At 62.9% G+C, this 26,827-nt stretch carries 28 protein-coding genes; 16 read left to right on the top strand and 12 right to left on the bottom strand.

What is annotated here, in order from left to right:
* The first annotated feature begins 81 nt into the window (after positions 1-81).
* Genes ACF8MI_RS14365 through ACF8MI_RS14355 form a run of 3 tightly spaced genes read left to right on the top strand, consistent with a single transcriptional unit; the run spans position 82 to position 3,644 of the window.
* Positions 82-741 carry a paraquat-inducible protein A gene (locus tag ACF8MI_RS14365; protein ID WP_060501360.1) on the top strand — a complete coding sequence of 220 codons (660 nt, stop codon included), beginning with the start codon at positions 82-84 and terminating at the stop codon, positions 739-741.
* Positions 728-1,351, top strand: coding sequence for a paraquat-inducible protein A (locus ACF8MI_RS14360; protein WP_156868207.1), 624 nt, complete (start codon positions 728-730; stop codon positions 1,349-1,351). The genes ACF8MI_RS14365 and ACF8MI_RS14360 overlap by 14 nt, the downstream gene beginning before the upstream one ends.
* Entirely contained in the window at positions 1,344-3,644 is a 2,301-nt protein-coding gene (locus ACF8MI_RS14355) for a PqiB family protein (RefSeq protein WP_200929451.1), read from the top strand. Before ACF8MI_RS14360 ends, ACF8MI_RS14355 begins: the two co-directional genes overlap by 8 nt.
* 207 nt (positions 3,645-3,851) lie before the next feature.
* On the opposite strand, the gene rpsT is transcribed toward ACF8MI_RS14355, so the two are convergent.
* Positions 3,852-4,130: a 30S ribosomal protein S20 gene (gene rpsT / locus ACF8MI_RS14350; RefSeq protein ID WP_003247625.1), complete on the bottom strand. Its 279-nt coding sequence runs from the start codon at positions 4,128-4,130 to the stop codon at positions 3,852-3,854.
* A 250-nt stretch (positions 4,131-4,380) separates the two neighbouring features.
* Here rpsT and murJ point away from each other — a divergent pair, with 250 nt between their 5' ends.
* From murJ to ispH, 6 genes are all read left to right on the top strand, one after another.
* Complete coding sequence (gene murJ / locus ACF8MI_RS14345) at positions 4,381-5,919, top strand: murein biosynthesis integral membrane protein MurJ (protein ID WP_060501365.1); 1,539 nt, start codon at positions 4,381-4,383, stop codon at positions 5,917-5,919.
* Between the two features lie 118 nt (positions 5,920-6,037).
* Positions 6,038-6,988, top strand: a complete 951-nt coding sequence (gene ribF / locus ACF8MI_RS14340; protein ID WP_060501367.1) for a bifunctional riboflavin kinase/FAD synthetase — start codon at positions 6,038-6,040, stop codon at positions 6,986-6,988.
* Positions 6,985-9,816, top strand: a complete 2,832-nt coding sequence (ileS, locus tag ACF8MI_RS14335; RefSeq protein WP_156868209.1) for an isoleucine--tRNA ligase — start codon at positions 6,985-6,987, stop codon at positions 9,814-9,816. Before ribF ends, ileS begins: the two co-directional genes overlap by 4 nt.
* Positions 9,809-10,324 carry a signal peptidase II gene (gene lspA, locus ACF8MI_RS14330; protein ID WP_016713412.1) on the top strand — a complete coding sequence of 172 codons (516 nt, stop codon included), beginning with the start codon at positions 9,809-9,811 and terminating at the stop codon, positions 10,322-10,324. Before ileS ends, lspA begins: the two co-directional genes overlap by 8 nt.
* Positions 10,317-10,754: an FKBP-type peptidyl-prolyl cis-trans isomerase gene (gene fkpB, locus ACF8MI_RS14325; RefSeq protein ID WP_003247607.1), complete on the top strand. Its 438-nt coding sequence runs from the start codon at positions 10,317-10,319 to the stop codon at positions 10,752-10,754. Before lspA ends, fkpB begins: the two co-directional genes overlap by 8 nt.
* Before the next feature lie 14 nt (positions 10,755-10,768).
* Entirely contained in the window at positions 10,769-11,716 is a 948-nt protein-coding gene (gene ispH, locus ACF8MI_RS14320) for a 4-hydroxy-3-methylbut-2-enyl diphosphate reductase (protein ID WP_119368748.1), read from the top strand.
* Here the strand turns inward: ispH and ACF8MI_RS14315 are convergent, their stop codons facing one another.
* Positions 11,717-12,202, bottom strand: a complete 486-nt coding sequence (locus tag ACF8MI_RS14315; RefSeq protein ID WP_164524103.1) for a GspH/FimT family pseudopilin — start codon at positions 12,200-12,202, stop codon at positions 11,717-11,719.
* 109 nt (positions 12,203-12,311) lie between these two features.
* On the opposite strand from ACF8MI_RS14315, the gene ACF8MI_RS14310 reads away from it, so the two are divergent.
* Genes ACF8MI_RS14310 through thiO form a run of 5 tightly spaced genes read left to right on the top strand, consistent with a single transcriptional unit; the run spans position 12,312 to position 15,136 of the window.
* Positions 12,312-12,494: a pilus assembly protein PilV gene (locus ACF8MI_RS14310; RefSeq protein WP_200929058.1), complete on the top strand. Its 183-nt coding sequence runs from the start codon at positions 12,312-12,314 to the stop codon at positions 12,492-12,494.
* Positions 12,491-13,132: a PilW family protein gene (locus ACF8MI_RS14305; protein WP_200929059.1), complete on the top strand. Its 642-nt coding sequence runs from the start codon at positions 12,491-12,493 to the stop codon at positions 13,130-13,132. The genes ACF8MI_RS14310 and ACF8MI_RS14305 overlap by 4 nt, the downstream gene beginning before the upstream one ends.
* A complete protein-coding gene (locus tag ACF8MI_RS14300; RefSeq protein ID WP_060501382.1) occupies positions 13,129-13,593 on the top strand; it encodes a hypothetical protein in 465 nt (154 codons plus the stop codon). The genes ACF8MI_RS14305 and ACF8MI_RS14300 overlap by 4 nt, the downstream gene beginning before the upstream one ends.
* A 1-nt stretch (position 13,594) precedes the next feature.
* Positions 13,595-13,984 carry a type IV pilin protein gene (locus ACF8MI_RS14295; RefSeq protein WP_060501385.1) on the top strand — a complete coding sequence of 130 codons (390 nt, stop codon included), beginning with the start codon at positions 13,595-13,597 and terminating at the stop codon, positions 13,982-13,984.
* Positions 13,985-14,038: 54 nt separating this feature from the next.
* Positions 14,039-15,136 (top strand): glycine oxidase ThiO, encoded by a 1,098-nt coding sequence (gene thiO / locus ACF8MI_RS14290; RefSeq protein WP_200929060.1) that lies wholly within the window; start codon positions 14,039-14,041, stop codon positions 15,134-15,136.
* Between the two features lie 32 nt (positions 15,137-15,168).
* On the opposite strand, the gene ACF8MI_RS14285 is transcribed toward thiO, so the two are convergent.
* The 10 genes from ACF8MI_RS14285 to ACF8MI_RS14240 form a co-directional block, all read right to left on the bottom strand.
* Positions 15,169-16,572 (bottom strand): amidase, encoded by a 1,404-nt coding sequence (locus ACF8MI_RS14285; RefSeq protein WP_156868211.1) that lies wholly within the window; start codon positions 16,570-16,572, stop codon positions 15,169-15,171.
* Position 16,573: 1 nt separating this feature from the next.
* A complete protein-coding gene (locus tag ACF8MI_RS14280; RefSeq protein ID WP_392517571.1) occupies positions 16,574-17,851 on the bottom strand; it encodes a Zn-dependent hydrolase in 1,278 nt (425 codons plus the stop codon).
* A gap of 13 nt (positions 17,852-17,864) precedes the next feature.
* Positions 17,865-18,560 carry an ABC transporter ATP-binding protein gene (locus ACF8MI_RS14275; protein WP_200929061.1) on the bottom strand — a complete coding sequence of 232 codons (696 nt, stop codon included), beginning with the start codon at positions 18,558-18,560 and terminating at the stop codon, positions 17,865-17,867.
* Positions 18,560-19,312: an ABC transporter ATP-binding protein gene (locus ACF8MI_RS14270; RefSeq protein WP_060501394.1), complete on the bottom strand. Its 753-nt coding sequence runs from the start codon at positions 19,310-19,312 to the stop codon at positions 18,560-18,562. Before ACF8MI_RS14270 ends, ACF8MI_RS14275 begins: the two co-directional genes overlap by 1 nt.
* On the bottom strand, positions 19,312-20,331 hold the full coding sequence (locus ACF8MI_RS14265; protein WP_025754951.1) for a branched-chain amino acid ABC transporter permease: 1,020 nt from the start codon (positions 20,329-20,331) through the stop codon (positions 19,312-19,314). The genes ACF8MI_RS14270 and ACF8MI_RS14265 overlap by 1 nt, the downstream gene beginning before the upstream one ends.
* A 1-nt stretch (position 20,332) precedes the next feature.
* The gene (locus ACF8MI_RS14260) at positions 20,333-21,193 is read right to left on the bottom strand and encodes a branched-chain amino acid ABC transporter permease (RefSeq protein ID WP_016713397.1); all 861 of its coding nucleotides are present in this window, start codon (positions 21,191-21,193) and stop codon (positions 20,333-20,335) included.
* Positions 21,194-21,258: 65 nt separating this feature from the next.
* Complete coding sequence (locus tag ACF8MI_RS14255) at positions 21,259-22,461, bottom strand: ABC transporter substrate-binding protein (protein WP_060501396.1); 1,203 nt, start codon at positions 22,459-22,461, stop codon at positions 21,259-21,261.
* A 90-nt stretch (positions 22,462-22,551) separates the two neighbouring features.
* Positions 22,552-23,316, bottom strand: coding sequence for a FadR/GntR family transcriptional regulator (locus ACF8MI_RS14250; protein WP_003247561.1), 765 nt, complete (start codon positions 23,314-23,316; stop codon positions 22,552-22,554).
* A gap of 180 nt (positions 23,317-23,496) precedes the next feature.
* Positions 23,497-23,727, bottom strand: coding sequence for a PP0621 family protein (locus tag ACF8MI_RS14245; RefSeq protein ID WP_016713394.1), 231 nt, complete (start codon positions 23,725-23,727; stop codon positions 23,497-23,499).
* Between the two features lie 94 nt (positions 23,728-23,821).
* Positions 23,822-24,841, bottom strand: coding sequence for an outer membrane protein assembly factor BamD (locus tag ACF8MI_RS14240; protein WP_016713393.1), 1,020 nt, complete (start codon positions 24,839-24,841; stop codon positions 23,822-23,824).
* A gap of 147 nt (positions 24,842-24,988) precedes the next feature.
* Here ACF8MI_RS14240 and rluD point away from each other — a divergent pair, with 147 nt between their 5' ends.
* Positions 24,989-25,951, top strand: a complete 963-nt coding sequence (gene rluD, locus ACF8MI_RS14235) for a 23S rRNA pseudouridine(1911/1915/1917) synthase RluD (protein WP_026020366.1) — start codon at positions 24,989-24,991, stop codon at positions 25,949-25,951.
* Positions 25,948-26,688 carry a peptidoglycan editing factor PgeF gene (gene pgeF / locus ACF8MI_RS14230; protein ID WP_200929062.1) on the top strand — a complete coding sequence of 247 codons (741 nt, stop codon included), beginning with the start codon at positions 25,948-25,950 and terminating at the stop codon, positions 26,686-26,688. The genes rluD and pgeF overlap by 4 nt, the downstream gene beginning before the upstream one ends.
* Positions 26,689-26,827 lie beyond the last annotated feature (139 nt).

Here is a 26,827-nt window from a genome sequence, read left to right as displayed (position 1 = left end):
AAAGCCGCTGCCACAGGTCTCCCTCCCACAATTCGAGCCAGAACACTAGAATAGCCCCACGCACCTATTCAGAAGCGCTATATGCCAAACCCTGTCGAACCTGAAACCCTGGCCCAGTTGCCGCTGGACGAGCTTGTCGCTTGCCACGAGTGCGACCTGCTGCTGCGCAAGCCCGTGCTCCAGCACGACGAAAAAGCCCAATGCCCGCGCTGTGGCTACGAGCTCTACGCTCATCGGCACAATGTGGTCAACCGCAGTCTGGCGTTGGTACTGACCGCCCTGTTGCTTTTCGTGCCAGCCAATTTCCTGCCAATCATGCAGCTGCATCTGCTTGGCCAGACTTCGGACGACACCGTCTGGAGTGGTGTGCTGGGCCTGTACAACTCAGGAATGCGCGGCGTAGCCGTGGTGGTTTTCTTGTGCAGCATGGCCATCCCCCTGGCAAAACTGCTTTGCCAGTTGGCAGTGCTGCTGAGCATTCGCTTGAATATGGGGCGTAACTTCGGCCTGCTGTTCTACCGCATCTATCACCACCTGCGTGATTGGGGCATGCTCGAGGTTTATTTCATGGGTGTGCTTGTGGCCATCGTCAAGTTGGTGGACCTGGCCGAATTGACGGTGGGCCTGGGGCTGTTCTGCTTCATCAGCCTGCTATTGATTCAGGTGTGGCTCGAAGTGGTGATGTCACCTCACCAGATCTGGAGTGCACTATCGGGGGAGGACCTGCATGCGGGCGATTGATGCGGGCATTCTTGTCTGCAATGAATGTCACGAGCTGAACCGGCAAGAGCCCGACAGCATTTCACAGACCTGTACGCGTTGCGGGGCCATCGTGCATGCGCGCCGGCCGAACAGCATCGTGCGTACCTGGGCATTACTGATTGCTGCATCAATCCTGTACATCCCGGCCAACATGCTGCCGATCATGACCGTGAGTACGCTCGGTCAGGGCAGCCCCGACACGATCATGTCCGGCGTCATCACGCTGCTCAAGCACGGCATGGTGCCCATCGCGGCTGTGGTGTTCATTGCCAGTATCCTGGTGCCCACGTTCAAGCTGGTGGGAATCGGCTTGCTGCTGTACTCCGTTCAGCGCCGGCAACCGCTGTCTGCCCGACAACGGATTTTGATGTACCGCTTTATCGAATTCATTGGGCGCTGGTCCATGCTGGATATCTTCGTCATTGCCATTTTGGTGGCGGTGGTGAATTTCGGTCGAATAGCCAGTGTCGAAGCCAACCTGGGCGCTGTCGCCTTCGCAACTGTGGTGATCCTGACAATGCTTGCCGCTTTAACTTTCGATCCCCGACTGATTTGGGATAACACGGAGTCGGATGACGACCATGAGTGACCTGCCAACGGCTAAAACCCGCCCAGCCTCGAACTGGTCGGCCATCTGGATCCTGCCTTTGATCGCCTTGATGATCGGTGGCTGGCTCGCATGGCAAGCCTACCGTGATGCCGGTGTGCAAATTGAAGTCCGTTTCGAGTCAGGCGAGGGCATCGTCGCCAATAAGACTGAGGTGATCTACAAGGGCATGCCGGTTGGCAAGGTGGTGAGCCTGGTGCTCGACGCCAAGGGCGACAACCAGGGTGTGATCGCTACCATCGAGATGAACAAGGCCGCCGAGCCTCACCTGACCAAAGGCACGCGCTTCTGGCTGGTGAAGCCGAGTGTCAGCCTGGCGGGTATTTCCGGTCTTGAAACGTTGGTATCGGGTAACTACATCGCCGTTAGCCCGGGGGAGGGGGAGCGCACAAAGCGCTTCACCGCATTGAAGGTGGCACCACCGCTCTCGGACACGGAGCCGGGCCTGCATTTGACGCTCAAGGCTGACAGGCTGGGCTCGCTCAACCGTGACAGCCCTGTGTTCTACAAGCAGATCCAGGTTGGTCGCGTAAAAAGCTACCGCTTGTCCGAGGACCAGAGCACTGTAGAGGTCAAAGTCTTCATCGAGCCAGCCTACGCCAGCCTGGTGCGCAAGCACACGCGCTTCTGGAACGCCAGCGGCGTCAGCATCGATGCTTCGCTTTCGGGTGTTAAGGTGCGCAGCGAGTCGCTGTCGAGCATTGTGGCCGGTGGTATCGCTTTTGCCACGCCGGAATACCGCAAGGACAGCCCGCCCACCGATCCGAGCCTGCCGTTCCGTCTGTATGAAGACTTCGATGCAGCCCAGGCCGGCATCCGCGTCAAAGTGAAGCTGAGTGACTATGAAGGCCTGCAGGCAGGTCGCACGCCAGTCATGTACAAGGGCATCCAGGTGGGCTCGCTGAAAGCCCTGAAGATGGAAGACAACCTGGCCAGTGCATCAGCGGAGCTGACGCTGGACCCGCTGACCGAGGACTACCTGGTCGAAGGCACGCAGTTCTGGGTGGTCAAACCGTCGATTTCCCTGGCGGGTATCACCGGCCTAGAGGCATTGGTCAAAGGTAACTACATCGCCATTCGCCCGGGCGAGAAGGGCGCACGGCCCGAGCGTGAGTTCGAGGCCCGCGCCAAGGCGCCGCCGCTCGACCTCAAGGCGCCGGGCCTGCACATGGTGTTGTTCGCCGACACCCTGGGTTCACTGGAAATCGGCAGTCCGGTGATGTACCGCCAGGTGAAGGTGGGCAGCGTGCAGAGCTACCAGTTTGCCCGTAACAGCAACCGCATTCTGATCGGCGTGCATATCGAGAAAGAGTACGAGAAGCTGGTCAACGGTTCGTCGCGCTTCTGGAACGTCAGTGGTATCACCCTGACGGGCGGCCTGTCGGGCATCAAGATCAAGAGTGAGTCGCTGCAAACGCTGATGGCCGGTGGTATCGCCTTCGACACGCCGCGGCCCGATGTAGCGCTCAAGCGCCATATTCCGCGTTTCCGCCTGCATGATAGCCAAGAGGCGGTAAACCGCGCGGGTACCTTGATTACCATCCGCGTTGACCGGGCAGATGGACTGAAGCCGGGCACTGCGATCCGCTACCGTGGCCTGGATGTGGGCAGTATCGAAAGCGTCGACCTTACCGATGACCTGCAGGCGGTGCTTCTGCGCGCTCGCATTACCGAGTCGGCCGACCGTATCGCCCGTGTCGGGACGCAGTTCTGGGTGGTCAAGCCGGCTTTGGGCCTGGTACGCACCGAAAACCTCGACACCCTTGTGGGCGGGCAGTACCTGGAAGTGCAGCCGGCGGCCAAGGACCGTGGCCCGCAGCGCGATTTCATCGCCCTGGCTGATGCGCCGCAGGTGGCGGGGCCAGAAGTCGGTTTGCCATTGACGCTCAGTGCGCCACGCCGAGGCTCGATCAAGCCCGGTGTGCCGGTGACCTACCGTGAGGTGGCGGTGGGGAAGGTAACAGGCTTCGAGCTGGGCCAGAATGCCGACCGCGTGCTGATCCATATCCTTATCGAGCCACGCTATGCGGCTTTGGTGCGCAGTGGTAGCCGCTTCTGGAACAGCAGTGGCTTCGGTTTCGACTGGGGGCTGTTCAAGGGGGCTACGGTGCGTACCGAGTCGGTGGAAACCCTGATCGACGGTGGTATCGCGTTCGCTACGCCAGATGGCGAGCAAATGGGTAACCCGGCTCGGCCACAGCAGACCTTCGCCTTGTTCGACAAGGCCGAGGATGAATGGCTGCAGTGGGCGCCGAAGATTCAGATCGCCAAGTAAGAATTGTTGGAGCGGGTTTACCTGCGAGGAATCTTGCGATGCATGACACCGGCTCTGCCGGTGTTCGCGGGTGAATCCGTTCCTACAAGCGTCAATTGATGAGTATTATTGTGTCAATTGACTATCAATGTTCGAGTCGAATGATTCCAATAAATTGCAGGCAACAAAAAGCCGACCCTAGGGTCGGCTTTTCGACTAGCACGTCGCTTAGGCAGCTGCAGCTTCTTTCAGCGCCTTGATGTGGCCATTCAGACGGCCTTTGTGACGAGCAGCCTTGTTCTTGTGGATGATACCTTTGTCGGCCATACGGTCGATTACAGGTACAGCCAGAACGTAAGCGGCTTGCGCTTTTTCGGCGTCTTTTGCGTCGATGGCTTTAACTACATTCTTGATGTAGGTGCGGACCATGGAACGCAGGCTGGCGTTGTGGCTGCGACGCTTCTCAGCCTGTTTTGCACGTTTCTTGGCGGAAGGTGTGTTGGCCACCGTCGAGCTCCTCGAAAGACTTTAGGTAAATAGCAAACAAAATAGGCCGCGAATCATGCCGATCAGTCGACCGGATGTCAAGGCCACCTGCAAGGTTCCGCCGAGCGGTGCGCCAACAAGCGGGAAAGATTCCTTTCTGCTGCGCGACCTGTACACTCGGGAATTTTTGGCTCCCCTGCGAAGGCGCGGGAGTATCGCACATTCGGACGCTGTCTGGCAGCGTCCTCTGTCATTGGCGTGAATCTTTTCGATGAACCTGCTCAAATCCCTGGCTGCAGTAAGCTCGATCACCATGATTTCGCGGGTGCTGGGCTTTGTTCGCGACACCATCCTGGCCCGCATCTTTGGTGCTGGTGTCGCCACCGATGCCTTCTTCATCGCGTTCAAGCTGCCCAACCTGCTGCGGCGCATCTTCGCCGAAGGGGCCTTCTCCCAGGCCTTCGTGCCGATCCTGGCCGAATACAAGACCCAGCAAGGCGAGGAAGCGACGCGCACCTTTATCGCTTATGTCAGCGGTCTTTTGACCTTGGTCCTGGCCTTGGTGACTGCCATCGGCATCCTCGCGGCACCGTGGGTGGTGTGGGCCACAGCCCCGGGCTTTGTCGACAGCGCGGAAAAATACGAGCTGACCACTGCGCTGTTGCGGGTGACTTTTCCTTATATATTGCTGATCTCGCTGTCTTCCCTGGCCGGGGCGATCCTCAATACTTGGAACCGTTTTTCGGTACCCGCCTTCACGCCGACCTTGCTGAACGTGGCGATGATCGCCTTCGCCGTGCTGCTGACGCCGTACTTCGACCCACCGATCATGGCTTTGGCCTGGGGTGTGCTGGCCGGTGGCCTGGCGCAGCTGCTGTACCAGCTGCCAGCGCTGAAAAAGATCGGCATGCTCGTGCTGCCGCGCCTGAACCTCAAGGACGCGGGGGTATGGCGGGTGCTGAAGCAGATGCTGCCGGCGATTCTCGGGGTTTCGGTAAGCCAGATTTCGCTGATCATCAACACCATATTCGCCTCCTTCCTGGTGGCCGGCTCGGTGTCGTGGATGTACTACGCCGACCGCCTCATGGAGCTGCCCTCGGGCGTGTTGGGCGTGGCCTTGGGCACCATCTTGCTGCCGACCCTGGCCAAGACCTACGCCAACAAGGACCGCGAGGAGTACTCGAGGATTCTCGACTGGGGCCTTCGCCTATGCTTCCTGCTGGTGCTGCCCTGCACCCTGGCATTGGCCATTCTTGCCGAGCCATTGACTGTTGCGCTCTTTCAATATGGCAAGTTCAGTGCGTTTGATGCAGCCATGACGCAGCGGGCGCTGATGGCGTATTCCGTAGGCTTGCTGGCGATCATTCTGGTCAAGGTACTGGCACCCGGCTTCTATGCGCAGCAGAATATCCGCACGCCAGTGAAGATCGCGATTTTCACCCTGGTCTGTACCCAGTTGTTCAACCTTGCGCTGGTCGGCCCGCTTGCGCATGCCGGCCTGGCATTGGCGATCAGCCTGGGTGCCTGCCTGAATGCCGGCTTGCTGTTCTGGAAGCTGCGCAGTCAGCAGTTGTTCCAGCCGCAGCCAGGCTGGGCAGTGTTCCTGCTCAAGCTGGTTTTGGCAGTGACGCTGATGTCGGCTGTACTGCTGGCAGGCATGCACTATATGCCGGCCTGGGAGCAGGGCATCATGCTGGAGCGTTTCCTGCGGCTGGGGGCGTTGATCCTGGCCGGTGTCATGACGTATTTCGGCTGCCTGTACCTGTGCGGCTTCCGGCCCCGGCATTTCGCCCGCAAGGCCCTGCACTGAGGCTTCGGACGGGTCAGGCGTCGGTTTTTCACATTCCACGCCGCCCTTGGGCGCTGCTGCCTGTCACCAGCGCCCGGGTGTGGTTATAATCGGCCACTTTATGAGCAAGAAGCGCGTTATGCAGCTGGTTCGAGGTCTTCACAACCTGCGCCCCGAGCACCGGGGCTGTGTCGCCACCATTGGCAACTTCGACGGGGTTCACCGCGGCCACCAGGCAATCCTGGCGCGCCTGCGCGAGCGCGGCCAGGCGTTGGGCCTGCCGACCTGTGTGGTGATCTTCGAACCGCAACCGCGCGAGTATTTCGCCCCCGATACCGCACCGGCGCGCCTGGCACGCCTGCGCGACAAGGTCGAGCTACTGGCCGCCGAAGGTATCGACCGGGTGCTGTGCCTGGCGTTCAACCAGCGACTGAGCAAGCTCAGCGCCGATGCCTTCGTCAAGGCCATCCTGGTTGACGGCCTGGGTGTGCGTCACCTTGAAGTGGGTGATGACTTCCGCTTTGGCTGTGACCGCGCCGGTGACTTCGCCTTTCTGGTCGAGGCCGGCAAGCAGTACGGCTTCACCGTCGAGGCCGCTAATACGGTGATCCAGGACGGCCTGCGGGTCAGCAGCACCGAAGTGCGCAAGGCCCTCAGCGAAGGTAACTTCGAGCTGGCCGAGCACCTGCTGGGCCGCCCGTACAGCATCACCGGCCGCGTGCTGCATGGCCAGAAGCTGGCTCGCCAGCTCGGCACACCTACCGCCAACATCCAGTTAAAGCGCCGCCGCGTGCCGCTGTCCGGGGTCTACCTGGCCAGCATCGAGATCGACGGCAAGGCCTGGCCGGGTGTCGGCAATATCGGCGTGCGCCCCACCGTTGCCGGTGATGGGCGCCCGCACCTGGAGATTCATCTGCTGGATTATGCCGGCGACCTTTACGGCCGGCGCCTGACGGTGGAGTTCCACCACAAGCTGCGTGAAGAGCAGCGATTCGCCTCCCTGGAGGCGCTGAAGTCGGCGATCGATGCGGATATCGCCGCCGCACGTGCACATTGGCACGCTCAACCGCTAACGAAGAGCCTGAAATGACCGACTACAAAGCCACGCTTAACCTTCCGGACACCGCCTTCCCCATGAAGGCCGGCCTGCCTCAGCGCGAACCGCAGATCCTGCAGCGCTGGGACAGCATTGGCCTGTACCAGAAGCTGCGCGAAATTGGCAAGGATCGTCCCAAGTTCGTCCTACACGACGGCCCGCCCTATGCCAACGGCAAGATTCACATCGGTCATGCGCTGAACAAGATCCTCAAGGACATGATCGTCCGTTCCAAGACCCTGGCCGGCTTCGATGCGCCGTACGTGCCAGGCTGGGACTGCCATGGCCTGCCGATCGAGCACAAGGTTGAGGTAACCCACGGCAAGCACCTGTCTGCCGACCGCACCCGCGAGCTGTGCCGCGAGTATGCTGCCGAGCAGATCGAAGGGCAGAAGACCGAGTTCATTCGCCTGGGTGTGCTGGGTGACTGGGACAACCCGTACAAGACCATGAACTTCGCCAACGAAGCCGGCGAAATCCGCGCCCTGGCCGAAATGGTCAAGCAAGGCTTCGTGTTCAAGGGCCTCAAGCCAGTGAACTGGTGCTTCGATTGCGGTTCGGCGCTGGCCGAGGCCGAGGTCGAGTACGCCGACAAGAAATCCCAGACCATCGACGTGGCCTTCCCGGTTGCCGACGAGGCCAAGCTGGCCGCCGCTTTCGGCCTGGATGCGCTGGCCAAGCCAGCCGCCATCGTGATCTGGACTACCACCCCGTGGACCATCCCGGCCAACCAGGCGCTGAACATCCACCCGGAGTTCAAATACGCCTTGGTCGATACCGGTGAGCGCCTGCTGGTGCTGGCTGAAGAGCTGGTCGAGTCGTGCCTCAAGCGCTACAACCTAGAAGGCTCGGTCATCGCTACCGCGCAAGGTTCGGCGCTGGAACTGATCAACTTCCGCCACCCGTTCTACGACCGCCTGTCGCCGATCTACCTAGCTGACTACGTCGAGCTGGGCGCCGGTACCGGCGTGGTGCATTCCTCGCCAGCCTACGGTGAAGACGACTTCGTCACCTGCAAGCGCTACGGCATGGTCAATGACGACATCCTCACCCCGGTGCAGAGCAACGGTGTGTATGTCGAGTCGCTGGAGTTCTTCGGCGGCCAGTTCATCTGGAAGGCCAATCCGGCCATCGTCGAGAAACTGAGCGAAGTCGGTGCGCTGATGCACACCGAAACCATCAGCCACAGCTACATGCACTGCTGGCGTCATAAAACCCCGCTGATCTACCGCGCCACCGCGCAGTGGTTCGTGGGCATGGACAAGCAGCCGTCTACTGGCGAGCCGCTGCGTGAGCGCGCCCTGAAGGCCATCGAAGAGACCAAGTTCGTACCGGCCTGGGGTCAGGCGCGTCTGCATTCGATGATCGCCAACCGCCCGGACTGGTGCATCTCCCGTCAGCGCAACTGGGGCGTACCGATCCCGTTCTTCCTGCACAAGCAAACCGGCGAGCTGCACCCGCGCACCGTCGAGCTGATGGAAGCCGTGGCCAAGCGCGTCGAACTGGAAGGCATCGAAGCCTGGTTCAAGCTGGACGCTGCTGAGCTGCTGGGCGCTGAAGCCGACCAGTACGACAAGATCGCCGACACCCTCGACGTGTGGTTCGACTCGGGCACCACCCACTGGCACGTACTGCGTGGCTCGCACGACATCGGCCATGCTACCGGCCCGCGCGCCGACCTGTACCTGGAAGGTTCCGACCAGCACCGCGGCTGGTTCCACTCTTCCTTGCTGACCGGTTGCGCCATCGACAACCATGCGCCTTACCGCGAGCTGCTGACCCACGGCTTCACCGTGGACGAGAACGGCCGCAAGATGTCCAAGTCGCTGGGCAACACCATCGAGCCGGAGAAGGTCAACAACACCCTGGGTGCCGACATCCTGCGCCTGTGGGTTTCCGCTACCGACTACTCCGGTGAAATGGCGGTTTCCGAGCAGATCCTGCAGCGCAGCGCCGATGCCTACCGGCGTATCCGCAATACCGCACGCTTCCTGCTGTCCAACCTGTCCGGCTTCGACCCGGCCCGCGACCTGCTGGCCCCGGAAGACATGCTGGCACTGGACCGCTGGGCCGTGGACCGCACCCTGTTGCTGCAACGCGAGCTGGAAGAGCACTACAGCGAGTACCGTTTCTGGAACGTCTACTCCAAGGTGCACAACTTCTGCGTGCAGGAGCTGGGCGGCTTCTACCTCGACATCATCAAGGACCGCCAGTACACCACCGGCGCCAACAGTGTCGCCCGCCGTTCCTGCCAGACTGCGCTGTACCACATCAGCGAAGCGCTGGTGCGCTGGATCGCGCCGATCCTGGCCTTCACCGCCGATGAAATCTGGCAGTACCTGCCGGGCGAGCGTAACGAGTCGGTGATGCTCAACGGCTGGTACCAGGGCCTGAGCGAGCTGCCCGAAGGCACCGAGCTGGACCGCGCCTACTGGGACCGCGTGATGGCGGTGAAGGCCTCGGTCAACAAGGAGCTGGAAAACCAGCGTACCGCCAAGGTCATCGGCGGCAACCTGCAGGCCGAAGTCACCCTGTACGCCGACGAAGGCCTGAGCGCCGACTTGGGCAAGCTGGGCGACGAATTGCGCTTCGTGCTGATCACGTCGGCCGCCAGCGTGGTGTCGTTCGTGCAGGCGCCAGCGGATGCTGTGGCCACCGAAGTCGAAGGCCTCAAGCTGAAAGTGGTCAAGTCGGGTCACGCCAAGTGCGGCCGTTGCTGGCACTTCCGCGCCGACGTCGGCAGCCACCCGGAGCACCCGGAAATCTGCAGCCGTTGCGTCGACAACCTGAGCGGTTCGGGCGAGGTGCGTCACTATGCCTAACCCTGCAGCGGGGCGCTTCGGGCGCCTTGCATGGCTTTGGCTGAGCTTGCTGGTCCTGGTCCTCGACCAGGCCACCAAGCTGTATTTCAACAACGCCTTGACCATGTACCAGCAGATTGTCGTCATCCCGGACTACTTCAGCTGGACCCTGGCCTACAACACCGGTGCTGCCTTCAGCTTCCTGGCGGAAAGCTCGGGCTGGCAGCGCTGGCTGTTCGCCCTGATCGCCGTGGTGGTCAGTGCCGTGCTGGTGGTGTGGCTCAAGCGCCTGGGGCGTAACGAGACCTGGCTGGCTGTGGCGCTGTCGCTGGTGCTGGGGGGCGCGATCGGTAACCTGTACGACCGCGTCGTGCTGGGCCATGTGGTCGACTTCATCCTGGTGCACTGGCAGAACCGCCATTACTTCCCGGCCTTCAACCTGGCCGACAGTGCCATTACCGTTGGTGCGGTGATGCTGGCGCTGGATATGTTCAAGAGCAAGAAGTCCGAGGATCCGGTCCATGACTGACACCCGTATCGGCCAGAACACCGAAGTCACCCTGCACTTCGCGCTGCACCTGGAAAACGGCGACACCGTCGACAGCACGTTCGACAAGGCCCCGGCCACCTTCAAGGTGGGCGACGGCAACCTGCTGCCAGGTTTCGAAAACGCGCTGTTCGGCTTCAAGGCCGGTGACAAGCGTACTGTGGTGGTGGCCCCGGAGAACGCCTTCGGCCAGCCCAACCCGCAAAACGTGCAAGTCATGCCGCGGTCCAACTTCGAAGGCATGGAGCTGTCCGAGGGGCTGCTGATCATCTTCAACGACGCCGCCAACACCGAGCTGCCGGGTGTGGTCAAAGCGTTCGATGACGACCAGGTGACCATCGACTTCAATCACCCACTGGCTGGCAAGACCCTGACCTTCGAGGTGGAGATCCTCGAGGTGAAGGCCCTGTAAGCCTGGAGCCGAGCATGCAAATCAAACTCGCCAACCCTCGCGGCTTCTGCGCGGGGGTCGACCGGGCGATCGAGATCGTCAACCGCGCGCTGGAGGTTTTCGGCCCGCCGATCTATGTGCGACACGAAGTGGTGCACAACAAGTTCGTGGTGGAAGACCTGCGCAACCGCGGTGCCATCTTCGTCGAAGAGCTGGACCAGGTGCCGGACGATGTCATCGTCATCTTCAGTGCCCATGGTGTTTCCCAGGCTGTGCGCCAGGAAGCGGCTGGCCGTGGCCTGAAAGTGTTCGATGCCACCTGCCCGCTGGTGACCAAGGTGCATATCGAGGTGGCCAAGTACAGCCGCGACGGCCGTGAGTGCATTCTCATCGGCCACGAAGGGCACCCGGAAGTCGAAGGCACCATGGGCCAGTACGACGCCAGCAACGGCGGTTCCATCTACCTCGTCGAAGACGAAGAGGATGTGGCCAGGTTGCAGGTGCGCGACCCGGATCACCTGGCCTTCGTGACCCAGACCACGTTGTCGATGGACGACACCAGCCGCGTCATCGACGCCCTGCGTGCACGCTTCCCGAACATCGGTGGCCCGCGCAAGGACGACATCTGCTACGCCACCCAGAACCGCCAGGATGCCGTGAAGCAGCTGGCCGGTGAATGCGATGTGGTGCTGGTGGTGGGCAGCCCGAACAGCTCCAACTCCAACCGCCTGCGCGAGCTGGCCGAGCGTATGGGCACCCCGGCTTACCTGATCGACGGTGCCGAAGACCTGCAACAAGGTTGGTTCGACCAGGCCGCTCGAATCGGCATCACCGCCGGTGCTTCTGCCCCAGAAGTGCTGGTGCGTGGCGTGATCGAGCAGCTCAAGGCCTGGGGCGCCACTGGCGCTGAAGAGCTGGATGGGCGGGAAGAGAACATCACGTTCTCGATGCCTAAAGAGCTGCGGGTTCGTTCGCTGATCTGATCAGGAACCTGCGCACAGAGGATCATTGGGATTGTCTGTGCGCAGGTCTATTCTGCCGGTGCTTGCCATAAACACACGATAGGGACTGGTGGGTTTATCGCAGACTACAAGCCTGCCGCTCATCTGGGCGTTGTTTGGCTGCATCGGAACACCCAAAGCACTGAACTTCACTTCTCCGCCAGTATTCGCTGTGATTTTCATTGGTCGAGAAAGCCGATGTTCACGCAGTACTTGCTGGTTATGCTCCAGCACTACCCGCCAACCATTCCCCCAATTACCGTCCAACGCCTGCACCAGCACCGGTTGGGTTTGCAGCATGGCATGGCTGCGCGCACTGCGCAGTGCTTGCGCCAAATCGCGGGCCGCTGCCGCCCGGTGTAGGTCATCGCTCATCGTTGCGTAGGCCGGTATACCGAGCTGTGTCAGCAAGACGGCCACAGCTAAGGCCGACAACATTTGAATCAGTGTTACGCCACGTTGCTTCACCGTGCATTCCTCCCTGGAAGTGCTTGGCTATAGCTTCACGTCCGCTGCCCAAGCGGTCTAGTCGGCCAGGTTCAAGGCTATCGCGGGAAAAGTCGCAGGAGGCGCAGGGATGCACGCAAGGCAACGGGGCATGATGCTTCTGGAGGTGCTGTTGGCAGTGGTGGTTGTGGCCGTGGGCATGTTCGCAACAGCAGCGATGCAGTTGCAGGCATTGCAGGCTGCGGACGGCGCGCGCCGTGATGGGCAGGCGGCTATGGCGGCGCACAGTGAGCTTGAGCGGAGGCGGCGATGAGCCACCGTCAGAGTGGGTTCGGTCTGCTTGAGGTGGTGATGGCGCTGGCCATTGGGCTAATGCTGCTGGCGGCGGCCAGCCAGCTCTTTGCCTCGGCACACCAGACCTGGTGCCTGCAAAGTACGGCGGTGCGTATGCAGGATGAAGCACGTCAGGCGTTGTTGCGTATGGCACAGGATATCCGCATGGCAGGCATGTTCGGCTGCCTGCGGATTCAGCCACGAGACTTCAAGGCCCCGGGCTCGCAGCAGGCTTTCGCCCGCCCGTTGGAAGTCGATTCCACGACCCTCAGCCTGGTTGTGGCGGAGCTTCCCGGACATGCAGGTAAGTCTGAATGGTTTTTGCACACTGACTGCATCGAGAAAGTCAGCGTGGATGAGAACCCAGAAGAGGGCTATCCACTGGCGTTCCCAATCAGCAGGTACGTCTACCAGCTCCAAGGCAATCAGCTGAAATTCAAGCGAAGAAAGAGCTTTCAGCCGTTGGTTGAGAATGTCAAAGAGGCGAGTTTCAAACTCGTGCAAACGCCGCAGGGCGAAAGGGTAGATATCGCGCTGACGTTATACGAGCCCGCGCTCAAGCTCGAACAGCGCCATGAGTTGAGTGTGGCGCTGCGTAACCCGGTGCCGAGTTCATGAAGCGACAACGCGGTGTCGTGCTGCTGTTGGCGTTGGTACTGAGCCTGCTGCTCGGCTTGCTCACAGCCTCTGCCTTGCGTGATGCCTTGGTGGAGACGCGCATGGCCGGCTACCTGCGCGATGGCCTGCTGGCGTTCGAAGAGGCAGAGGCCACATTGCAGGCCGGTGCAGATGAACTGCTGCGGGCACCTCCAGGCCAATGCCAGATGTGCCTGCCCCCGCCCCACCCGCACGATTTGACTGGGCAGTGGCAGGGCAGCAAAAGCGGCTACTTCCAGATCCAGCATCTAGGCATGAGCGAGCGCGCTGCGCACATGCCGGAAGGGCCGCAAGTTGCTTTGTACCGGGTAACCGCCGTCAGCCGGCAAGCACAAGCCCGGCAGGTTCTGGAAGCCGTCTACGCCGTGGCCGGCGACACAATCCAGCGCATCACCTGGCGCCAAAGACTGAGAGGAGACTGACATGCAGCAAGGCTTGAGCCTGATCGAGTTGTTGATTGTGCTGGCCGTGACCGGCATTCTGGCAGCCATTGCCTACCCCAGTTACAGCGACCAGCTTCGGCGAGCCGCGCGCAGCGAAGTGGTTGGCCTGCTGCACGATGCCGCCATGCGCCTGGAGCGCCACCGCGTGCGCACCGGCCAATACGCCGAAGGCGACCCGGCCTTGCCCGACGGCACCCGCTATTACAGCCTGCAGGCCCAGCGCGACAGCGACACCTTCACGCTGCGCGCCCGGCGGCTGCCGCATGGGCTGATGGCGCAGGACGGCTGTGGCGACTTCCAGCTTGACCAGGCCGGCGTGCAGCGCAATCCGGGTGCTGTTGAACACGGCGCCCACTGCTGGGGAAGCTGAAGGTTGAATGATGCCCCGTGCATCGCGGTTTTACTTCAGGTGTTGGATCGACAGATGAGCAAGCAAGTAGTGGTGGTCGGTGGCGGGGTGATCGGCCTGCTGACGGCGTTCAACCTGGCGGCGAAGGTCGGGCAGGTGGTGGTGTGTGACCAGGGCGAGGTCGGCCGTGAGTCGTCATGGGCCGGTGGTGGCATTGTTTCGCCGCTGTACCCGTGGCGCTACAGCCCGGCGGTGACCGCCCTGGCGCACTGGTCGCAGGACTTTTATCCACTGCTGGGCGAGCGTTTGTTCGCCAGCACCGGTGTCGACCCCGAAGTGCACACCACCGGCCTGTACTGGCTGGACCTGGACGACGAGGCCGAAGCGCTGGCCTGGGCCGAGCGCGAACAGCGGCCGCTGAGTGCCGTGGATATCTCGGCGGCGTATGATGCGGTGCCGGTGCTGGGCCCGGGCTTCAAGCGCGCCATTTACATGGCTGGCGTGGCCAATGTGCGCAACCCGCGCCTGGTCAAGTCGCTGAAGGCGGCGTTGCTGGCGCTGCCGAACGTAACCCTGCGCGAACACTGTCAGATCACCGGCTTCGTTCAGCAAGACGGGCGTGTGGCCGGTGTGCAGACGGCTGATGGCGTGCTGGCGGCGGATGAGGTGGTGCTCAGTGCGGGCGCCTGGAGTGGCGACCTCTTGCGTACCCTTGGCCTTGAGCTGCCGGTGGAGCCGGTGAAGGGTCAGATGATTTTGTTCAAGTGTGCCGAAGACTTCTTGCCGAGCATGGTGCTGGCCAAGGGGCGCTATGCAATCCCGCGTCGCGATGGGCACATTCTGGTCGGCAGTACGCTGGAACATGCCGGGTATGACAAAACCCCGACCGGGGATGCGCTGGAAAGCCTGAAGGCGTCGGCGGTGGAGTTGTTGCCTGAGCTTGAGGGGGCCACCGTGGTTGGGCACTGGGCGGGACTGCGGCCGGGGTCGCCGGAAGGCATTCCGTATATCGGGCCGGTGCCGGGGTATGCGGGGTTGTGGCTGAACTGCGGCCATTACCGCAACGGGCTCGTGCTGGCGCCGGCTTCGTGCCAGTTGTTCACCGACCTGTTGACCGGGGCCGAGCCTATCATCGACCCGGCGCCGTATGCGCCAGAAGGGCGTTTGGGCTGAAATCGCCGGGGCTGCAAAGCAGCCCCAAGAAGTCAACGCGGTGCCTGCAGGTGCCTGTTGGGGTAATGCTGCTCATACACCTTGCACACCCGCAGCACCTGCTCATCGGCAAAGCGCCCGGCTACCACCTGCAGCCCCACCGGTAATCCTTCGTGGGTAAACCCACAAGGCACCGAAGCCGCCGGCTGCTGGGTCAGATTGAAGGGATAGCTGAACGGCGTCCACTCCATCCACTGCGCCATCCCCGACCCAGGCGGCACGTTGTGCCCGGCTTCGAATGCCACCAGCGGCAGCATCGGCGATACCAGCACGTCATAGCGCTGGTGGAAGGCATTCATCTGCGCAATCAGCGCCGCCCGTGCTTCCAGCGCCTGGGTGTATTCGCCAAGGCCGATCCTGGCGCCTTGCTCGGCAATCCAGCGTAGCCCGGGGTCAAGCAATGCTCGCTGTTCATCGCTCAAGGCACTGGCCAACCGCGCCGCGCCGGCAAACCACAGGGTATTGAAGGTTTCCAGCGGGTCGCTGAACCCCGGGTCCACCTCTTCCACCTGCGCGCCCAGCCGTGCCAGGCGCTGCACTGCTTGCGCTACCAGTGCCTGGATTTGCGGGTCGACCTGCACGTAACCGAAGTTGGCACTGTAGGCGATGCGCAGGCCGCTCAGGTCTTGTTGCTGGCCCATCCACGGCGCCTGCCGTGGTGCGCCGGCCAGCCCGTCGCGGGCATCGGGGCGGGCGACGCAGTCGAGCATCAGTACCGCGTCGTCTACGGTACGCGTCATCGGCCCCAGGTGCGACAGCACGGTCATGGCGCTGGCCGGCCATTGCGGCACATAGCCGAAGGTCGGTTTGATGCCGAAGGTGCCGGTAAAGGCACACGGGATACGAATCGAGCCGCCGGCATCGCTACCCTGGTGCAGCACCCCCAGGTTCAGTGCAGCGGCGGCCGCAGCCCCCCCGGACGAGCCTCCGGCAGTCAGCCTGGTATCCCAGGGGTTGCGGGTGATGCCGTACAGCGGGTTGTCCGTCACCCCCTTCCAGCCGAACTCCGGCGTGGTGGTCTTGCCCACCAGCACTGCGCCGGCTTCACGCATGAACGCGGTGAAGGGGGCATCGACGTCCCACGGCCCAGCGCCGGAGGTGGTGCGGGACCCTTTGCGGGTGGGCATGCCACGGGTCAGGGTCAGGTCTTTGATCGAGGCGGGTACGCCATCCAGCCGGCCACAGGGCTCGCCCCGTTGCCAGCGCTGCTCGCTGGCGCGGGCGGCGGCGCGAGCACCTTCACCGTCGACATGGCAGAAGGCGTTGACTGCCGGATTGTGCAGGTCGATGCGCGTCAGCACGTCGTCGACCACCTCGACCGGCGACAGCTGACGACGCTGGTACAGTTCGAGCAATTCGACGGCGGTGAACTCACCCAACGCGGTTTTCTGGGTCATCTCAACGGGCTCCCGGGTTGGCGGCCTGGAACATGGCACGCAGCAGGACGTCACAGCCGTCGGCCAGGTCTTGCGGCGCGGCATTTTCGATTTCGTTGTGGCTGATGCCACCCTCGCATGGCACGAAGATCATCCCGGCCGGGCCCAGCTCGGCGAGGAAGATGGCATCGTGGCCGGCGCCACTGACGATATCCATATGGCTCAGGCCCAGCGTGCGTGCGCCCTGGCGCACGGCGTCCACGCACTGCTCGGCGAAGTACAGGGGCGGGAAGTCGGCGGTCGGGGTCAGCTGATAGCTCAGCCCGTGCCTGGCCGTGCTGCTTTCGATGGCCGTGCGTACTTCGTTCACCATGGCAGCGAGCTGCCCGGGGTCGAGGTGGCGCAAGTCGATGGTCATGTGTACCTGGCCGGGGATGACGTTGCGCGAGCCCGGGTGCAGGGTCAGGCAGCCGACTGTGCCGCAGGCATGTGGCTGGTGGGCGTGGGCCACGCGGTTGACCGCAGCCACCACCTCGGCCGCACCAACCAGGGCGTCCTTGCGCAGGTGCATCGGGGTGGGGCCGGCATGGGCCTCGACACCGGTCAGCACCAGATCGAACCATTTCTGGCCCAGGCAGCCTTGGACAACACCGATGGTAGTGCGCTGATCCTCCAGCACCGGGCCCTGCTCTATATGTGCTTCGAAGTAGGCACCGACGGCATGCCCGGTGGGCACACGCGGGCCGGCGTAACCAATGCGCTGCAGCTCGGCGCCGACCGACAGGCCCTGGTCGTCGACCTTATCAAGGGTTTCCTGCAGGCCGAACTTACCGGCGAACACACCCGAGCCCATCATGCAGGGCGGGAAGCGCGAGCCTTCTTCGTTGGTCCACACCACCACTTCCAGGGGCGCTTCGGTGGTCAGGTCGAGATCGTTCAGGGTGCGGATCACTTCGAGGCCAGCCATGACGCCATAGCAGCCATCGAACTTGCCACCGGTGGGTTGGGTGTCGATGTGGCTACCGGTCATCACGGGGGGCAGGGCAGGGTTGCGGCCGGGGCGGTGGGCGAAGATGTTGCCGATGGCGTCGATGCTGACGGTGCAGCCGGCTTCTTCGCACCAGCGCACGAACAGGTCGCGGGCCTGGCGGTCGAGGTCGGTCAGCGCCAGGCGGCACACGCCGCCCTTGGCGGTGGCGCCGAGCAGGGCCAGGTCCATCAGCGATTGCCACAGGCGCTCGCGGTTGACCTGCGAACCTTGGCCGAGCACGTGCTGTGAGGGATCGATGCGGGTGTTCATGGGCGTTCTCCTTTCAGGCGCTCAGGGCCAGGTAACGGTTTTTGATGCTCGGGTCCTCACGGAACTGCGCCGCGCTGCCCTGGTAGGCGACCCGGCCCTGCTCCAGCACGTAATGGCGGTCGGCAAGGGCATCGCAGACCATCAGGTTCTGTTCCACCAGCAGGATCGACAGGCCCTCGTCCTTGATGCGCCGCAGGATCTTCACCAGCTCGTCGACAATCACCGGGGCCAGGCCTTCGGTGGGTTCATCGAGGATCAGCAGCTTGGGGCCGTTGAGCAGGGCGCGGGCGATGGCCAGCATCTGCTGCTCGCCACCGGACAGCGCGAAACCACCATTGCGGCGCCGCTCCTTGAGCCGTGGGAACATGCTGTAAACGTCTTCCAGCTGCCAGCGGCTGGTTTTGCGCACGGCAATTTTCAGGTTCTCCTCGACGCTGAGCTGGCGGAATATGCCGCGGTGTTCGGGCACCAGGGCAATGCCGAGCCGGGCGATATCGAAAATTTCGCGGCCCACCAGTGGCTGGCCGTTGAAGCTGATCTGCCCCTGCCGTGGGCGGACGATGCCGAGGATGCTGCGCAAGGTGGTGGTCTTGCCCGCACCGTTGCGCCCAAGCAGGGTTACCAGTTCACCGGCCTTGACCTTGAGCGAAACCCCTTCGAGCACATGGCTCTTGTCGTAGTAGGCGTGGATCGAATCGACGTTGAGCATCAGGCGGCCTCTCCAAGGTAAGCGGTGCGAACGCGCTCGTCGTTGCGCACCTGTTCAGGGGTACCCTCGACCAGAATCTGACCGTGGCTCATCACCGTGATGCGCTGGCTGATCGACATGACGATGCTCATGTTGTGCTCGATCAGCAGCACGGTATGGTCGCGGCCAAGGTCGCTGATCAGGTCGGTCATTACCGGGATATCGTCGATACCCATGCCCGAGGTGGGCTCGTCGAGCATCAGCAGGGTGGGCCTGGCGCAGATCGACATGCCCACTTCCAGTACCCGTTGCTGGCCGTGCGACAGCTCACCGGCCAGGGTTTCGGCGCGGGCGCTCAGTTTCAGGCGCTCCAGCACCTGGTCGGCGGTGTTCCAGTGGCTGCGCTTGTGCTCGACACTGCGCCAGAAGTTGAGCGCGCCCAGGCCATCACGGCCTTGGGCGGCCAGGCGCAGGTTTTCGCGCACGGACAGGTTCTGGAACAGGCTGGTGAGCTGGAACGAACGGGCCATACCCAGTGCCACCCGCCCGTGGGATGGCTTGCGGATGATGTCCTGGCCGTTGAACAGGATCTTGCCAGCGGTGGCCTGGCGCTCGCCGGTCAGGCAGTGGAACAGGCTGGTCTTGCCGGCGCCGTTGGGGCCGATGATGGTGTGGATGGTGCCGGCGCGCACTTTCAGGTCAACGCCCGCAACCGCCTTGAACGGCCCGTAGGCCAGCTCCAGCTGGCGGGTTTCCAGGAGGTAGTCGCTCATCACAGGGTCTCCTTGGTCTTGGCCTGGGGTTTGTCGTTGGCGTTGCGGGTGGCCAGCAGGCGTTTGCCCAGTTCGGCCAGGCCACCCCACAGGCCGCCACGCATGAACACCACGACGAGGATCAGGATGACCCCCAGCAGCATCAGCCAGCGTGGCCACAGCTCCGACAGCACGTCGCCCAGCAGCACGATGGCGCCGGCCCCCAGCAGCGAGCCGAACAGCGAGCCGGTGCCGCCGACGATGGTCATGATCAGGATGTTCTCGCTCATCATCAGGTCGATGTTCGACAGCGGTGCAAAGTGCAGCAGCATGGCGTACAGCGCTCCGGCGATACCGGTGATGGCGCCCGACAGCATGAACACCAGGATCTTGAAGTGGCGGGTGTCGTAGCCGATGGCGGCGGCGCGGGTTTCGTTCTCGCGGATGGCCAGCAGGGTGCTGCCGAACGGCGAGCGGATGACCCGCAGGGCTGCGGCGAAGATCAGCAGGAACAGCACCGCCACAAACACATAGAAGTGCCGCGGGTCGGCCAGGTCGACCAGCACATGGCCGGCGATTTCGATGTTCGGCCGGGGCACATCGAGCAGGCCGTTGTCACCGCCGGTCCAGCCGCTGAGGGTGTAGGCCAGGAAGTAGGCCATCTGGCTGAAGGCCAGGGTCAGCATGACGAAGTAGATGCCGGTGCGGCGAATCGCCAGTGCGCCCACCAGCAATGCCAGGAAGGCGCCAAACACGGCAGCCCCCAGCAGCGCGGCGAACATGCCCCACTGCAGGTGGATCATCAGCAGCGCCGCGCCATAGGCGCCCACGCCAAAGAAGATGCCCTGGCCGAACGACAACAGGCCGGTGTAGCCCAGCAGCAGGTTGCAGGCCAGCGCGGCCAGGGCAAAGATCAGTATCTCGGTGGCCAGGGTGGCCGACGGCAGCAGCAGTGGCAGCGCCACCAGGCTGGCAACCACCAGCAACAGTAGCGCCGGGGCGCGGCCCTTAGCGACTGGCAATGGATTTTTCTCGCTCATCTCAGGCTCTCCCGAACAGGCCATAGGGACGGACCAGAATCACGGCGGCCATGGCGCCGTAGATCATCAGGCTTGCACCTTGCGGCCAGAGGCTGGTCATCATGCTTTGCACCACACCTACCAGCAGGCCGCCAACCAGCGCACCGCCGAACGAGCCCATGCCGCCGATCACCACCACCACGAAGGCAATGCCGAGAATTTCCGGGCCGACGAAGGGTTGCGCACCCCGTAGCGGGGCGAACAGCACACCCGCCACGCCGGCCAGGCCCACGCCCAGGGCGAAGGTCAGGGAAAACAGGCGGAAAATATTTGTGCCCAGCAGCGACACGGTTTCGGTGCTTTCGCTACCTGCCCGCACCAGTGCGCCGAAGCGGGTGCGCTCCAGCAGCAGCCACAGGCCAAGGCCGATCAGCGCGGCGAAACCGATCAGGAACAGGCGGTAGTAGGGGTAGATGAAGTCACCGAGGATCAGCACCCCGCGCAGCTCGGGCGGTACCGCAATGTTCTTGCCCACCGGGCCCCAGATCAGCACCGAGGCTTCCTGGATGATCAGCGCGATGCCGAGGGTGACGAGGATCTGGAAGGTGTGCGGCAGGTGGTAGATGCGCTTGATCAACAGGCGCTCGACCGCCCAGGCCAGGGCGGCCACCACGAGCGGTGCAATCAGCAGTGCCAGCCAGAAGTTGCCGGTGATGGCCACGGCGGTGTAGCACAGGTAGGCGCCCAGCAAGAAGAACGCGCCGTGGGCGAAGTTGACGAAGTTGAGCAGGCCGAAAATGATCGTCAGGCCCACGGCGATGAGGAAGTAGATCATCCCCAGGCCCAGGCCGTTGAGCAGTTGGAACAGGTACAAATCGAGCATGAGCGTGCCCTCGACAGCGCGCGGTGCGGCTGCCTGTACGAGTGTGTGTGACTAACGCCGTGGCTTCAGGCCAGAGCGCAACCGGTGTGGTCGACCTCGACGAACGAACGGCCCGAGCTGATGACTTCGGCCAGGTCGTCTTCGTCGCGCATCTGCCCCTGAGGCTTGCCGCGCAGCAGGTAGTAATCCTTGAGTACCTGATGGTCGCCAGGGCGGATCAGTTCTTCGCCGGTCGGGCCCTGGAAGCGCATGCCCTGCAATGCCGCAGACACGGCGGCACCCTCCAGGCTGCCAGCTTTGATGATGGCCTCAAGCATGACCTTGGTGCCGATATAGTCGGCAGCCAGCGGGTAGTTGGGGTTGATGCCATAGGCCTTGCGGGTGGCGGCAACCAGTTGCTTGTTCAGCGGGGTATCGACCTGGTGCCAGTACTGGGCACCCAGGTACACGCCTTCGAGCACGTCGCTGCCCAGCTCCTGGAACTGGTCGAGGCCGGCAGACCACACCATCAGTACTTTCATGCGGTCCTTGATGCCGAAGTTGACGGCTTGGCGCAGGGCATTGGAGGCCTGGCTGCCGAAGTTGAGCAGCACCAGCACATCGGGTTTGGCGGCGATGGCGTTGGTCAGGTAGCCGGAGAACTCCTGCTCCTGCAGCGAGTGGTAGCTGTTGCCGATGTGTTCCACGCCAAGCTCGGCAAACACCTTGCGGGCGTTGTCCAGCAGGGCGTCGCCGAACACGTATTGCGGGGTGATGGTGTACCAGCGTTTGGCCTCGGGCAGCTGGCGGCTCATGGGCACCAGGGTTTCGCGGATGGCGCCGTAGGTGGGCACCGACCAGCGAAAGGTCGAGGCGTTGCAGTCTTTACCGGTGATTTCGTCGGCGCCCACAGGCGTCATGAACACGCCGCCGGCCTTGTGGATTTCCTTCGACACCGCCAGTGCCGAAGACGACAGTGTGCAGCCCTGGAAGAAGCGTGCGCCATCCTGGCCGATGGCTTCCTGTACCTTGCGCACCGCCTTGCCGGCGTTGCCTTCGGTGTCGATGACCTTGTACTTGAGCGGGTGGCCGAGCAGCTGCGGGTACTCGGCGATGGCCAGGCGCGACCCCATGTCGGCGTACTTGCCGTAACTGGCGAAGGCGCCCGACATGGACTTGAGCCCATAGAAGGTCAGCGGTTGGTCGGCGAATGCCCGGTGCGCTCCCAAGGGGAGGCTACCTAAGGCACCCAGGGCAAGGCCTGCCTTGAGCAGGGTACGTCTTTGCATGAGTAACTCCTTGGTTGTGGTTATTAGGCAGGAGTGGCAATGACAAAGCGGGTACGGCCGGGCCTGTGTGCAGGCCTCTTTCCAGGCGCATCAGTGGTGGTGGTCGAACTCCAGCAGGAAGTTGCGGGCAACCTCGCCTTCCAGCGCGGTCATGTGGTGCTCGGCGTCGCACATGTGCTCATGCATCAGCCGGCGTACAGCGGGTTCGTCGCTGGCGCGCAGGGCGGTCAGCAGTTGCTTGTGGTAGTCGATGTTGGCGGCGGCGAACTGCTGGCGCTTGGGCAGGTAGGCCTTTTTCAGCACCACCAGGTCGCGCAGCAGGTCGTTGAGGAACACCGCCATGAACCGCAGCAACGGGTTCGGGCAACGGTCGGCCAGCAGCGTGTGGAATTCCAGCTCTGCCAGGCGTTGCTCGCGCTGGCCTTCCTCGCTGTCTTCCGGTGCGCTGCAGAAGTCGATGTTGGCCTGCAGCGCGGCGTAGTCGGCTTCGCTCAGCTTGCCCATCACCGACACCGCCAGCTCGACCTCGATGACTTTGCGCAGCTGGTAAACCTGCTCGCCGTCCAGGTGCTGGAAGTGCAGGTAATTGCGCAGCGCGCGGCTGGCCGGCTCGGTACCTACTTCATTGAGGTAGGCGCCGCCTGTCGGGCCGGTACGGGTACTGACCAGGCCTTCGACTTCCAGTGCCTTGAGCGCTTCGCGGGCGGTGCCCTTGGAGCACTCGAAATGCTCCATCAGCTCACGCTCGGTGGGCAGGCGGTCACCGGGGTGCAGCGCTTCGGTGACGATCGAGCGCTTGACCGATTCGACGATCACATCGGACAGCTTCTGGCGCTTGCGTTTGGGTTTGAGCATTTCGCTATTTTTCATATTTATGCGGATAAATAGGATTTAGCGAGTTTTGCCAGGGTGGGTCAATGCTGATGGCGGGGAAGGGGTCGTAATTGGTGCGAAAGGGTCGGGAAGGGATAAGTGATGCTGGGTTCACAGGCCTCTTCGCGGGCATGCCCGCGAAGGGATTCAGGTGATACTGGCTCAGCCTTGGCGGCCAGGGCCTTGTTGCAGGTGTGCCTGGCTGCAATACCACTCATTGCCCTGCTGCAGCGCCCGGTCGTTGGGCAAATGCACGCCACAATGGGCACAGCGCACCATCTTCAGCGGCGCATCCAGCTTCGCCTCGGGGTGCGATTGCTGGCTGACTTTGAACTTGCGCCACAGCCAGAACGCGGCGGCGATCAGGGCGATCCAGAAAAGTAGGCGAACCATGGTGTCCAGCTTGTCGGTTGAAGAAGCTGACAGTCTAGGACGCGGCCAATAAAAAAGGGAGGCCCAAGGCCTCCCTTTCATTTACCGCTGTGTGTCAGTCAAACAGACCAAAAGTCATGTAGCTGAACCAGGAGCGGTCTTTCTCGGCTTCTTTCGGGCCTTCCGGCACGATCGGGTCGCCGTTCTCGTCCTTCGGCAGCAGCTCTTGCGGCATCTCGTCGCGCGCGTCCTGGAACTGCTTGACCACGTCCTGGTTGGCGCGGGTTTCGCCCGGCGGCAGCGGGGTGTCGGTTTCGATCAGGCCCAGGGTGGCCTTGGACAGCCAGCCGCGGCCGTCAGACTCGGTCTGCTTGGGCTGGAACTCGCCATCGACCAGGCTCGGGTGGTCCGGGTAGTTGAGCTTGAGGGTTTCCAGGCTGCTGGCGGCCAGCTCGTCCAGGTGCATCTTCTGGTACGACTCGACCATCACCGCCAGGCCGTCACCGACCGAGGGGGTTTCCTGGAAGTTTTCGACCACGTAGCGGCCACGGTTGGCGGCGGCCACATAAGCCTGGCGGCTCAGGTAGTAATCGGCCACGTGGATTTCATACGAGGCCAGCAGGTTGCGCAGGTAGATCATGCGCTGCTTGGCGTCTGGCGCGTAGCGGCTGTTGGGGAAGCGGCTGGTCAGCTGGGCGAACTCGTTATACGAGTCGCGGGCGGCACCCGGGTCACGCTTGGTCATGTCCAGCGGCAGGAAACGCGCCAGCAGGCCACGGTCCTGGTCGAACGAAGTCAGGCCCTTGAGGTAGTAGGCGTAGTCCACGTTCGGGTGCTGCGGGTGCAGGCGGATGAAGCGCTCTGCGGCCGACTTGGCAGCCTCGGGCTCGGAGTTCTTGTAGTTGGCGTAGATCAGCTCGAGCTGCGCCTGGTCGGCATAGCGGCCGAACGGGTAGCGCGATTCCAGAGCCTTGAGCTTGTTCACGGCGCTGGTGTAGCTGGAGTTGTCCAAGTCAGCTTGCGCCTGCTGGTACAGCTCGGCTTCGCTGAGGTTCTCGTCAATGACCTCTTTATTGGAGGAACAGGCCGCGGTAAGCCCGAGGATGGCGATCAGCAGCAGGTGTTTCACTTGCATGGCGGCTTGCGTCCCTTTGACGGCCGCTGTCTTGGGCGGTGCCGTCCTGTTATGATGAGCGCCCCGGCCAACCCCGGGACAAAAGAAGCCGTATTTAACCACAAGCTCGCAGCCGAAACCAAAGGCTGTGCGCCCGCCGAATCGAGCATGTCCGAGATCATTCAACTTAGCGCAGAGGTACCGTCCGATCTGGGCGGTCAACGCCTCGACCAGGTCGCCGCCCAATTGTTCGCCGAGTACTCGCGTTCGCGGCTTACTACGTGGATCAAAGAAGGCCGCCTGACGGTCGATGGCGCCGTCGTGCGTCCTCGCGATACCGTTTATGGTGGCTCCGTGCTTGCTCTGGAGGCCGAGCAAGAGGCCCAGGGCGAGTGGATCGCAGAAGACATCGAGCTGGATATCGTCTACGAAGACGACCACATCCTGGTGATCAACAAGCCTGCGGGCCTGGTTGTGCACCCGGCCGCCGGCCATGCCAGCGGTACCCTGCTCAATGCGCTGCTGCACCACGTGCCAGACATCATCAACGTGCCGCGTGCCGGTATCGTTCATCGCCTGGACAAGGACACCACGGGCCTGATGGTGGTGGCCAAGACCTTGCAAGCGCAGACCAAGCTGGTTGAGCAGATGCAAGCCCGCAAGGTCAGCCGCATCTATGAGTGCATCGTGATTGGCGTGGTGACCTCCGGTGGCAAGATCGATGCCCCGATCGGCCGCCACGGCGGTATGCGTCAGCGCATGGCCGTCACCGACGGCGGCAAGCCGGCGGTCAGCCACTACCGTGTGCTCAAGCGCTTCCGCTCGCACACCCATGTGCGGGTCAAGCTGGAAACCGGCCGTACTCACCAGATTCGCGTGCACATGGCCCATGTCGGCTTCCCGCTGGTGGGCGATCAGACGTACGGTGGGCGCTTCCGCATTCCGCCGGCTGCCAGCCCAACCATGGTTGAGGCGGTGAAAACCTTCCCGCGTCAGGCTCTGCATGCGCGTTTCCTCGCCTTGGCCCACCCGATTACCGGTGAAGTCATGAAGTGGGAGTCGCCACTGCCGGATGACTTCCTCTGGTTGCTGACGCTGCTGAACGAAGACCGCGAGAGCTTTATCGGATGAGTGGCCTGACGCAGTCGCTGTTGTTTCCCGACTGGCCGGCCCCGGCCTCGGTTCGCGCCTGTGTCACCACCCGTCAGGGCGGCGTCAGCCTGCCGCCCTACGAAACCTTCAACCTTGGCGACCACGTAGGGGATGAGCCTGCGGCGGTCGCCGAGAACCGCCGTCGCCTGAGCGGCGAATTCGCCATCCAGCCGGCCTGGCTCAAGCAGGTGCATGGGCTGGTAGTGGCGGATGCCGACCCGGCCGTGGTGCCCGAGGCCGACGCCAGCTGGACCGACCGGCCAGGCGTTGCCTGTACCGTGATGACCGCCGATTGCCTGCCTGCGCTGTTCTGCGACCGGGCGGGGACGCGCGTGGCAGCAGCGCATGCGGGCTGGCGCGGGTTGGCCGGTGGCGTGCTGGAAGCCACGCTGGACCGCCTGGCGCTGCCGCCAGAAGAGGTGCTGGTGTGGTTGGGGCCGGCCATTGGCCCGCAGGCCTTCGAAGTAGGGCTGGAAGTGCGTGAAGCCTTTACGGCGGTGCATCCGGAAGCGGCCCGTGCTTTTGTCGAGGGTGAGCGGCCGGGCAAGTTGATGGCGGATATCTACGAGCTGGCGCGTATTCGCCTGGCTGCCCGTGGGGTGACCGCTGTGTATGGTGGCGGATTGTGCACGGTCAGCGATGCGCGGTTCTTCTCTTATCGCCGTACCCCGCAGGGTGGGCGGTTTGCATCGTTGGTCTGGCTGGACCCGCGCTAGCCTGTACCGGTCTCTTCGCGGGTTTACCCGCTAATGCCCCAGCGACAATCCAACAGGTTGACCCCGGTCAACCCCGCTACGCTTGAATCTTCCAGAATCAGCCTTATCTATAAGGTCATCTCAGGCAGGTTTCTTCATA

Source organism: Pseudomonas sp. yb_9, assembly GCF_043103635.1.
Lineage (GTDB): Bacteria > Pseudomonadota > Gammaproteobacteria > Pseudomonadales > Pseudomonadaceae > Aquipseudomonas > Aquipseudomonas monteilii.
Note: the sequence above shows the minus strand (reverse complement) of the source record. Positions and strands in the feature narration are given on the sequence as shown.

Excerpts from the sequence above, each read along its gene's own strand:
- ACF8MI_RS14365 (WP_060501360.1), top strand. The coding sequence starts at position 82 with ATGCCAAACCCTGTCGAACCTGAAACCCTGGCCCAGTTGCCGCTGGAC.
- ACF8MI_RS14360 (WP_156868207.1), top strand. The coding sequence starts at position 728 with ATGCGGGCGATTGATGCGGGCATTCTTGTCTGCAATGAATGTCACGAG.
- ACF8MI_RS14355 (WP_200929451.1), top strand. The coding sequence starts at position 1,344 with ATGAGTGACCTGCCAACGGCTAAAACCCGCCCAGCCTCGAACTGGTCG.
- murJ (WP_060501365.1), top strand. The coding sequence starts at position 4,381 with ATGAACCTGCTCAAATCCCTGGCTGCAGTAAGCTCGATCACCATGATT.
- ribF (WP_060501367.1), top strand. The coding sequence starts at position 6,038 with ATGCAGCTGGTTCGAGGTCTTCACAACCTGCGCCCCGAGCACCGGGGC.
- ileS (WP_156868209.1), top strand. The coding sequence starts at position 6,985 with ATGACCGACTACAAAGCCACGCTTAACCTTCCGGACACCGCCTTCCCC.
- lspA (WP_016713412.1), top strand. The coding sequence starts at position 9,809 with ATGCCTAACCCTGCAGCGGGGCGCTTCGGGCGCCTTGCATGGCTTTGG.
- fkpB (WP_003247607.1), top strand. The coding sequence starts at position 10,317 with ATGACTGACACCCGTATCGGCCAGAACACCGAAGTCACCCTGCACTTC.
- ispH (WP_119368748.1), top strand. The coding sequence starts at position 10,769 with ATGCAAATCAAACTCGCCAACCCTCGCGGCTTCTGCGCGGGGGTCGAC.
- ACF8MI_RS14310 (WP_200929058.1), top strand. The coding sequence starts at position 12,312 with ATGCACGCAAGGCAACGGGGCATGATGCTTCTGGAGGTGCTGTTGGCA.
- ACF8MI_RS14305 (WP_200929059.1), top strand. The coding sequence starts at position 12,491 with ATGAGCCACCGTCAGAGTGGGTTCGGTCTGCTTGAGGTGGTGATGGCG.
- ACF8MI_RS14300 (WP_060501382.1), top strand. The coding sequence starts at position 13,129 with ATGAAGCGACAACGCGGTGTCGTGCTGCTGTTGGCGTTGGTACTGAGC.
- ACF8MI_RS14295 (WP_060501385.1), top strand. The coding sequence starts at position 13,595 with ATGCAGCAAGGCTTGAGCCTGATCGAGTTGTTGATTGTGCTGGCCGTG.
- thiO (WP_200929060.1), top strand. The coding sequence starts at position 14,039 with ATGAGCAAGCAAGTAGTGGTGGTCGGTGGCGGGGTGATCGGCCTGCTG.
- ACF8MI_RS14285 (WP_156868211.1), bottom strand. The coding sequence starts at position 16,572 with ATGACCCAGAAAACCGCGTTGGGTGAGTTCACCGCCGTCGAATTGCTC.
- ACF8MI_RS14280 (WP_392517571.1), bottom strand. The coding sequence starts at position 17,851 with ATGAACACCCGCATCGATCCCTCACAGCACGTGCTCGGCCAAGGTTCG.
- ACF8MI_RS14275 (WP_200929061.1), bottom strand. The coding sequence starts at position 18,560 with ATGCTCAACGTCGATTCGATCCACGCCTACTACGACAAGAGCCATGTG.
- ACF8MI_RS14270 (WP_060501394.1), bottom strand. The coding sequence starts at position 19,312 with ATGAGCGACTACCTCCTGGAAACCCGCCAGCTGGAGCTGGCCTACGGG.
- ACF8MI_RS14265 (WP_025754951.1), bottom strand. The coding sequence starts at position 20,331 with ATGAGCGAGAAAAATCCATTGCCAGTCGCTAAGGGCCGCGCCCCGGCG.
- ACF8MI_RS14260 (WP_016713397.1), bottom strand. The coding sequence starts at position 21,193 with ATGCTCGATTTGTACCTGTTCCAACTGCTCAACGGCCTGGGCCTGGGG.
- ACF8MI_RS14255 (WP_060501396.1), bottom strand. The coding sequence starts at position 22,461 with ATGCAAAGACGTACCCTGCTCAAGGCAGGCCTTGCCCTGGGTGCCTTA.
- ACF8MI_RS14250 (WP_003247561.1), bottom strand. The coding sequence starts at position 23,316 with ATGCTCAAACCCAAACGCAAGCGCCAGAAGCTGTCCGATGTGATCGTC.
- ACF8MI_RS14245 (WP_016713394.1), bottom strand. The coding sequence starts at position 23,727 with ATGGTTCGCCTACTTTTCTGGATCGCCCTGATCGCCGCCGCGTTCTGG.
- ACF8MI_RS14240 (WP_016713393.1), bottom strand. The coding sequence starts at position 24,841 with ATGCAAGTGAAACACCTGCTGCTGATCGCCATCCTCGGGCTTACCGCG.
- rluD (WP_026020366.1), top strand. The coding sequence starts at position 24,989 with ATGTCCGAGATCATTCAACTTAGCGCAGAGGTACCGTCCGATCTGGGC.
- pgeF (WP_200929062.1), top strand. The coding sequence starts at position 25,948 with ATGAGTGGCCTGACGCAGTCGCTGTTGTTTCCCGACTGGCCGGCCCCG.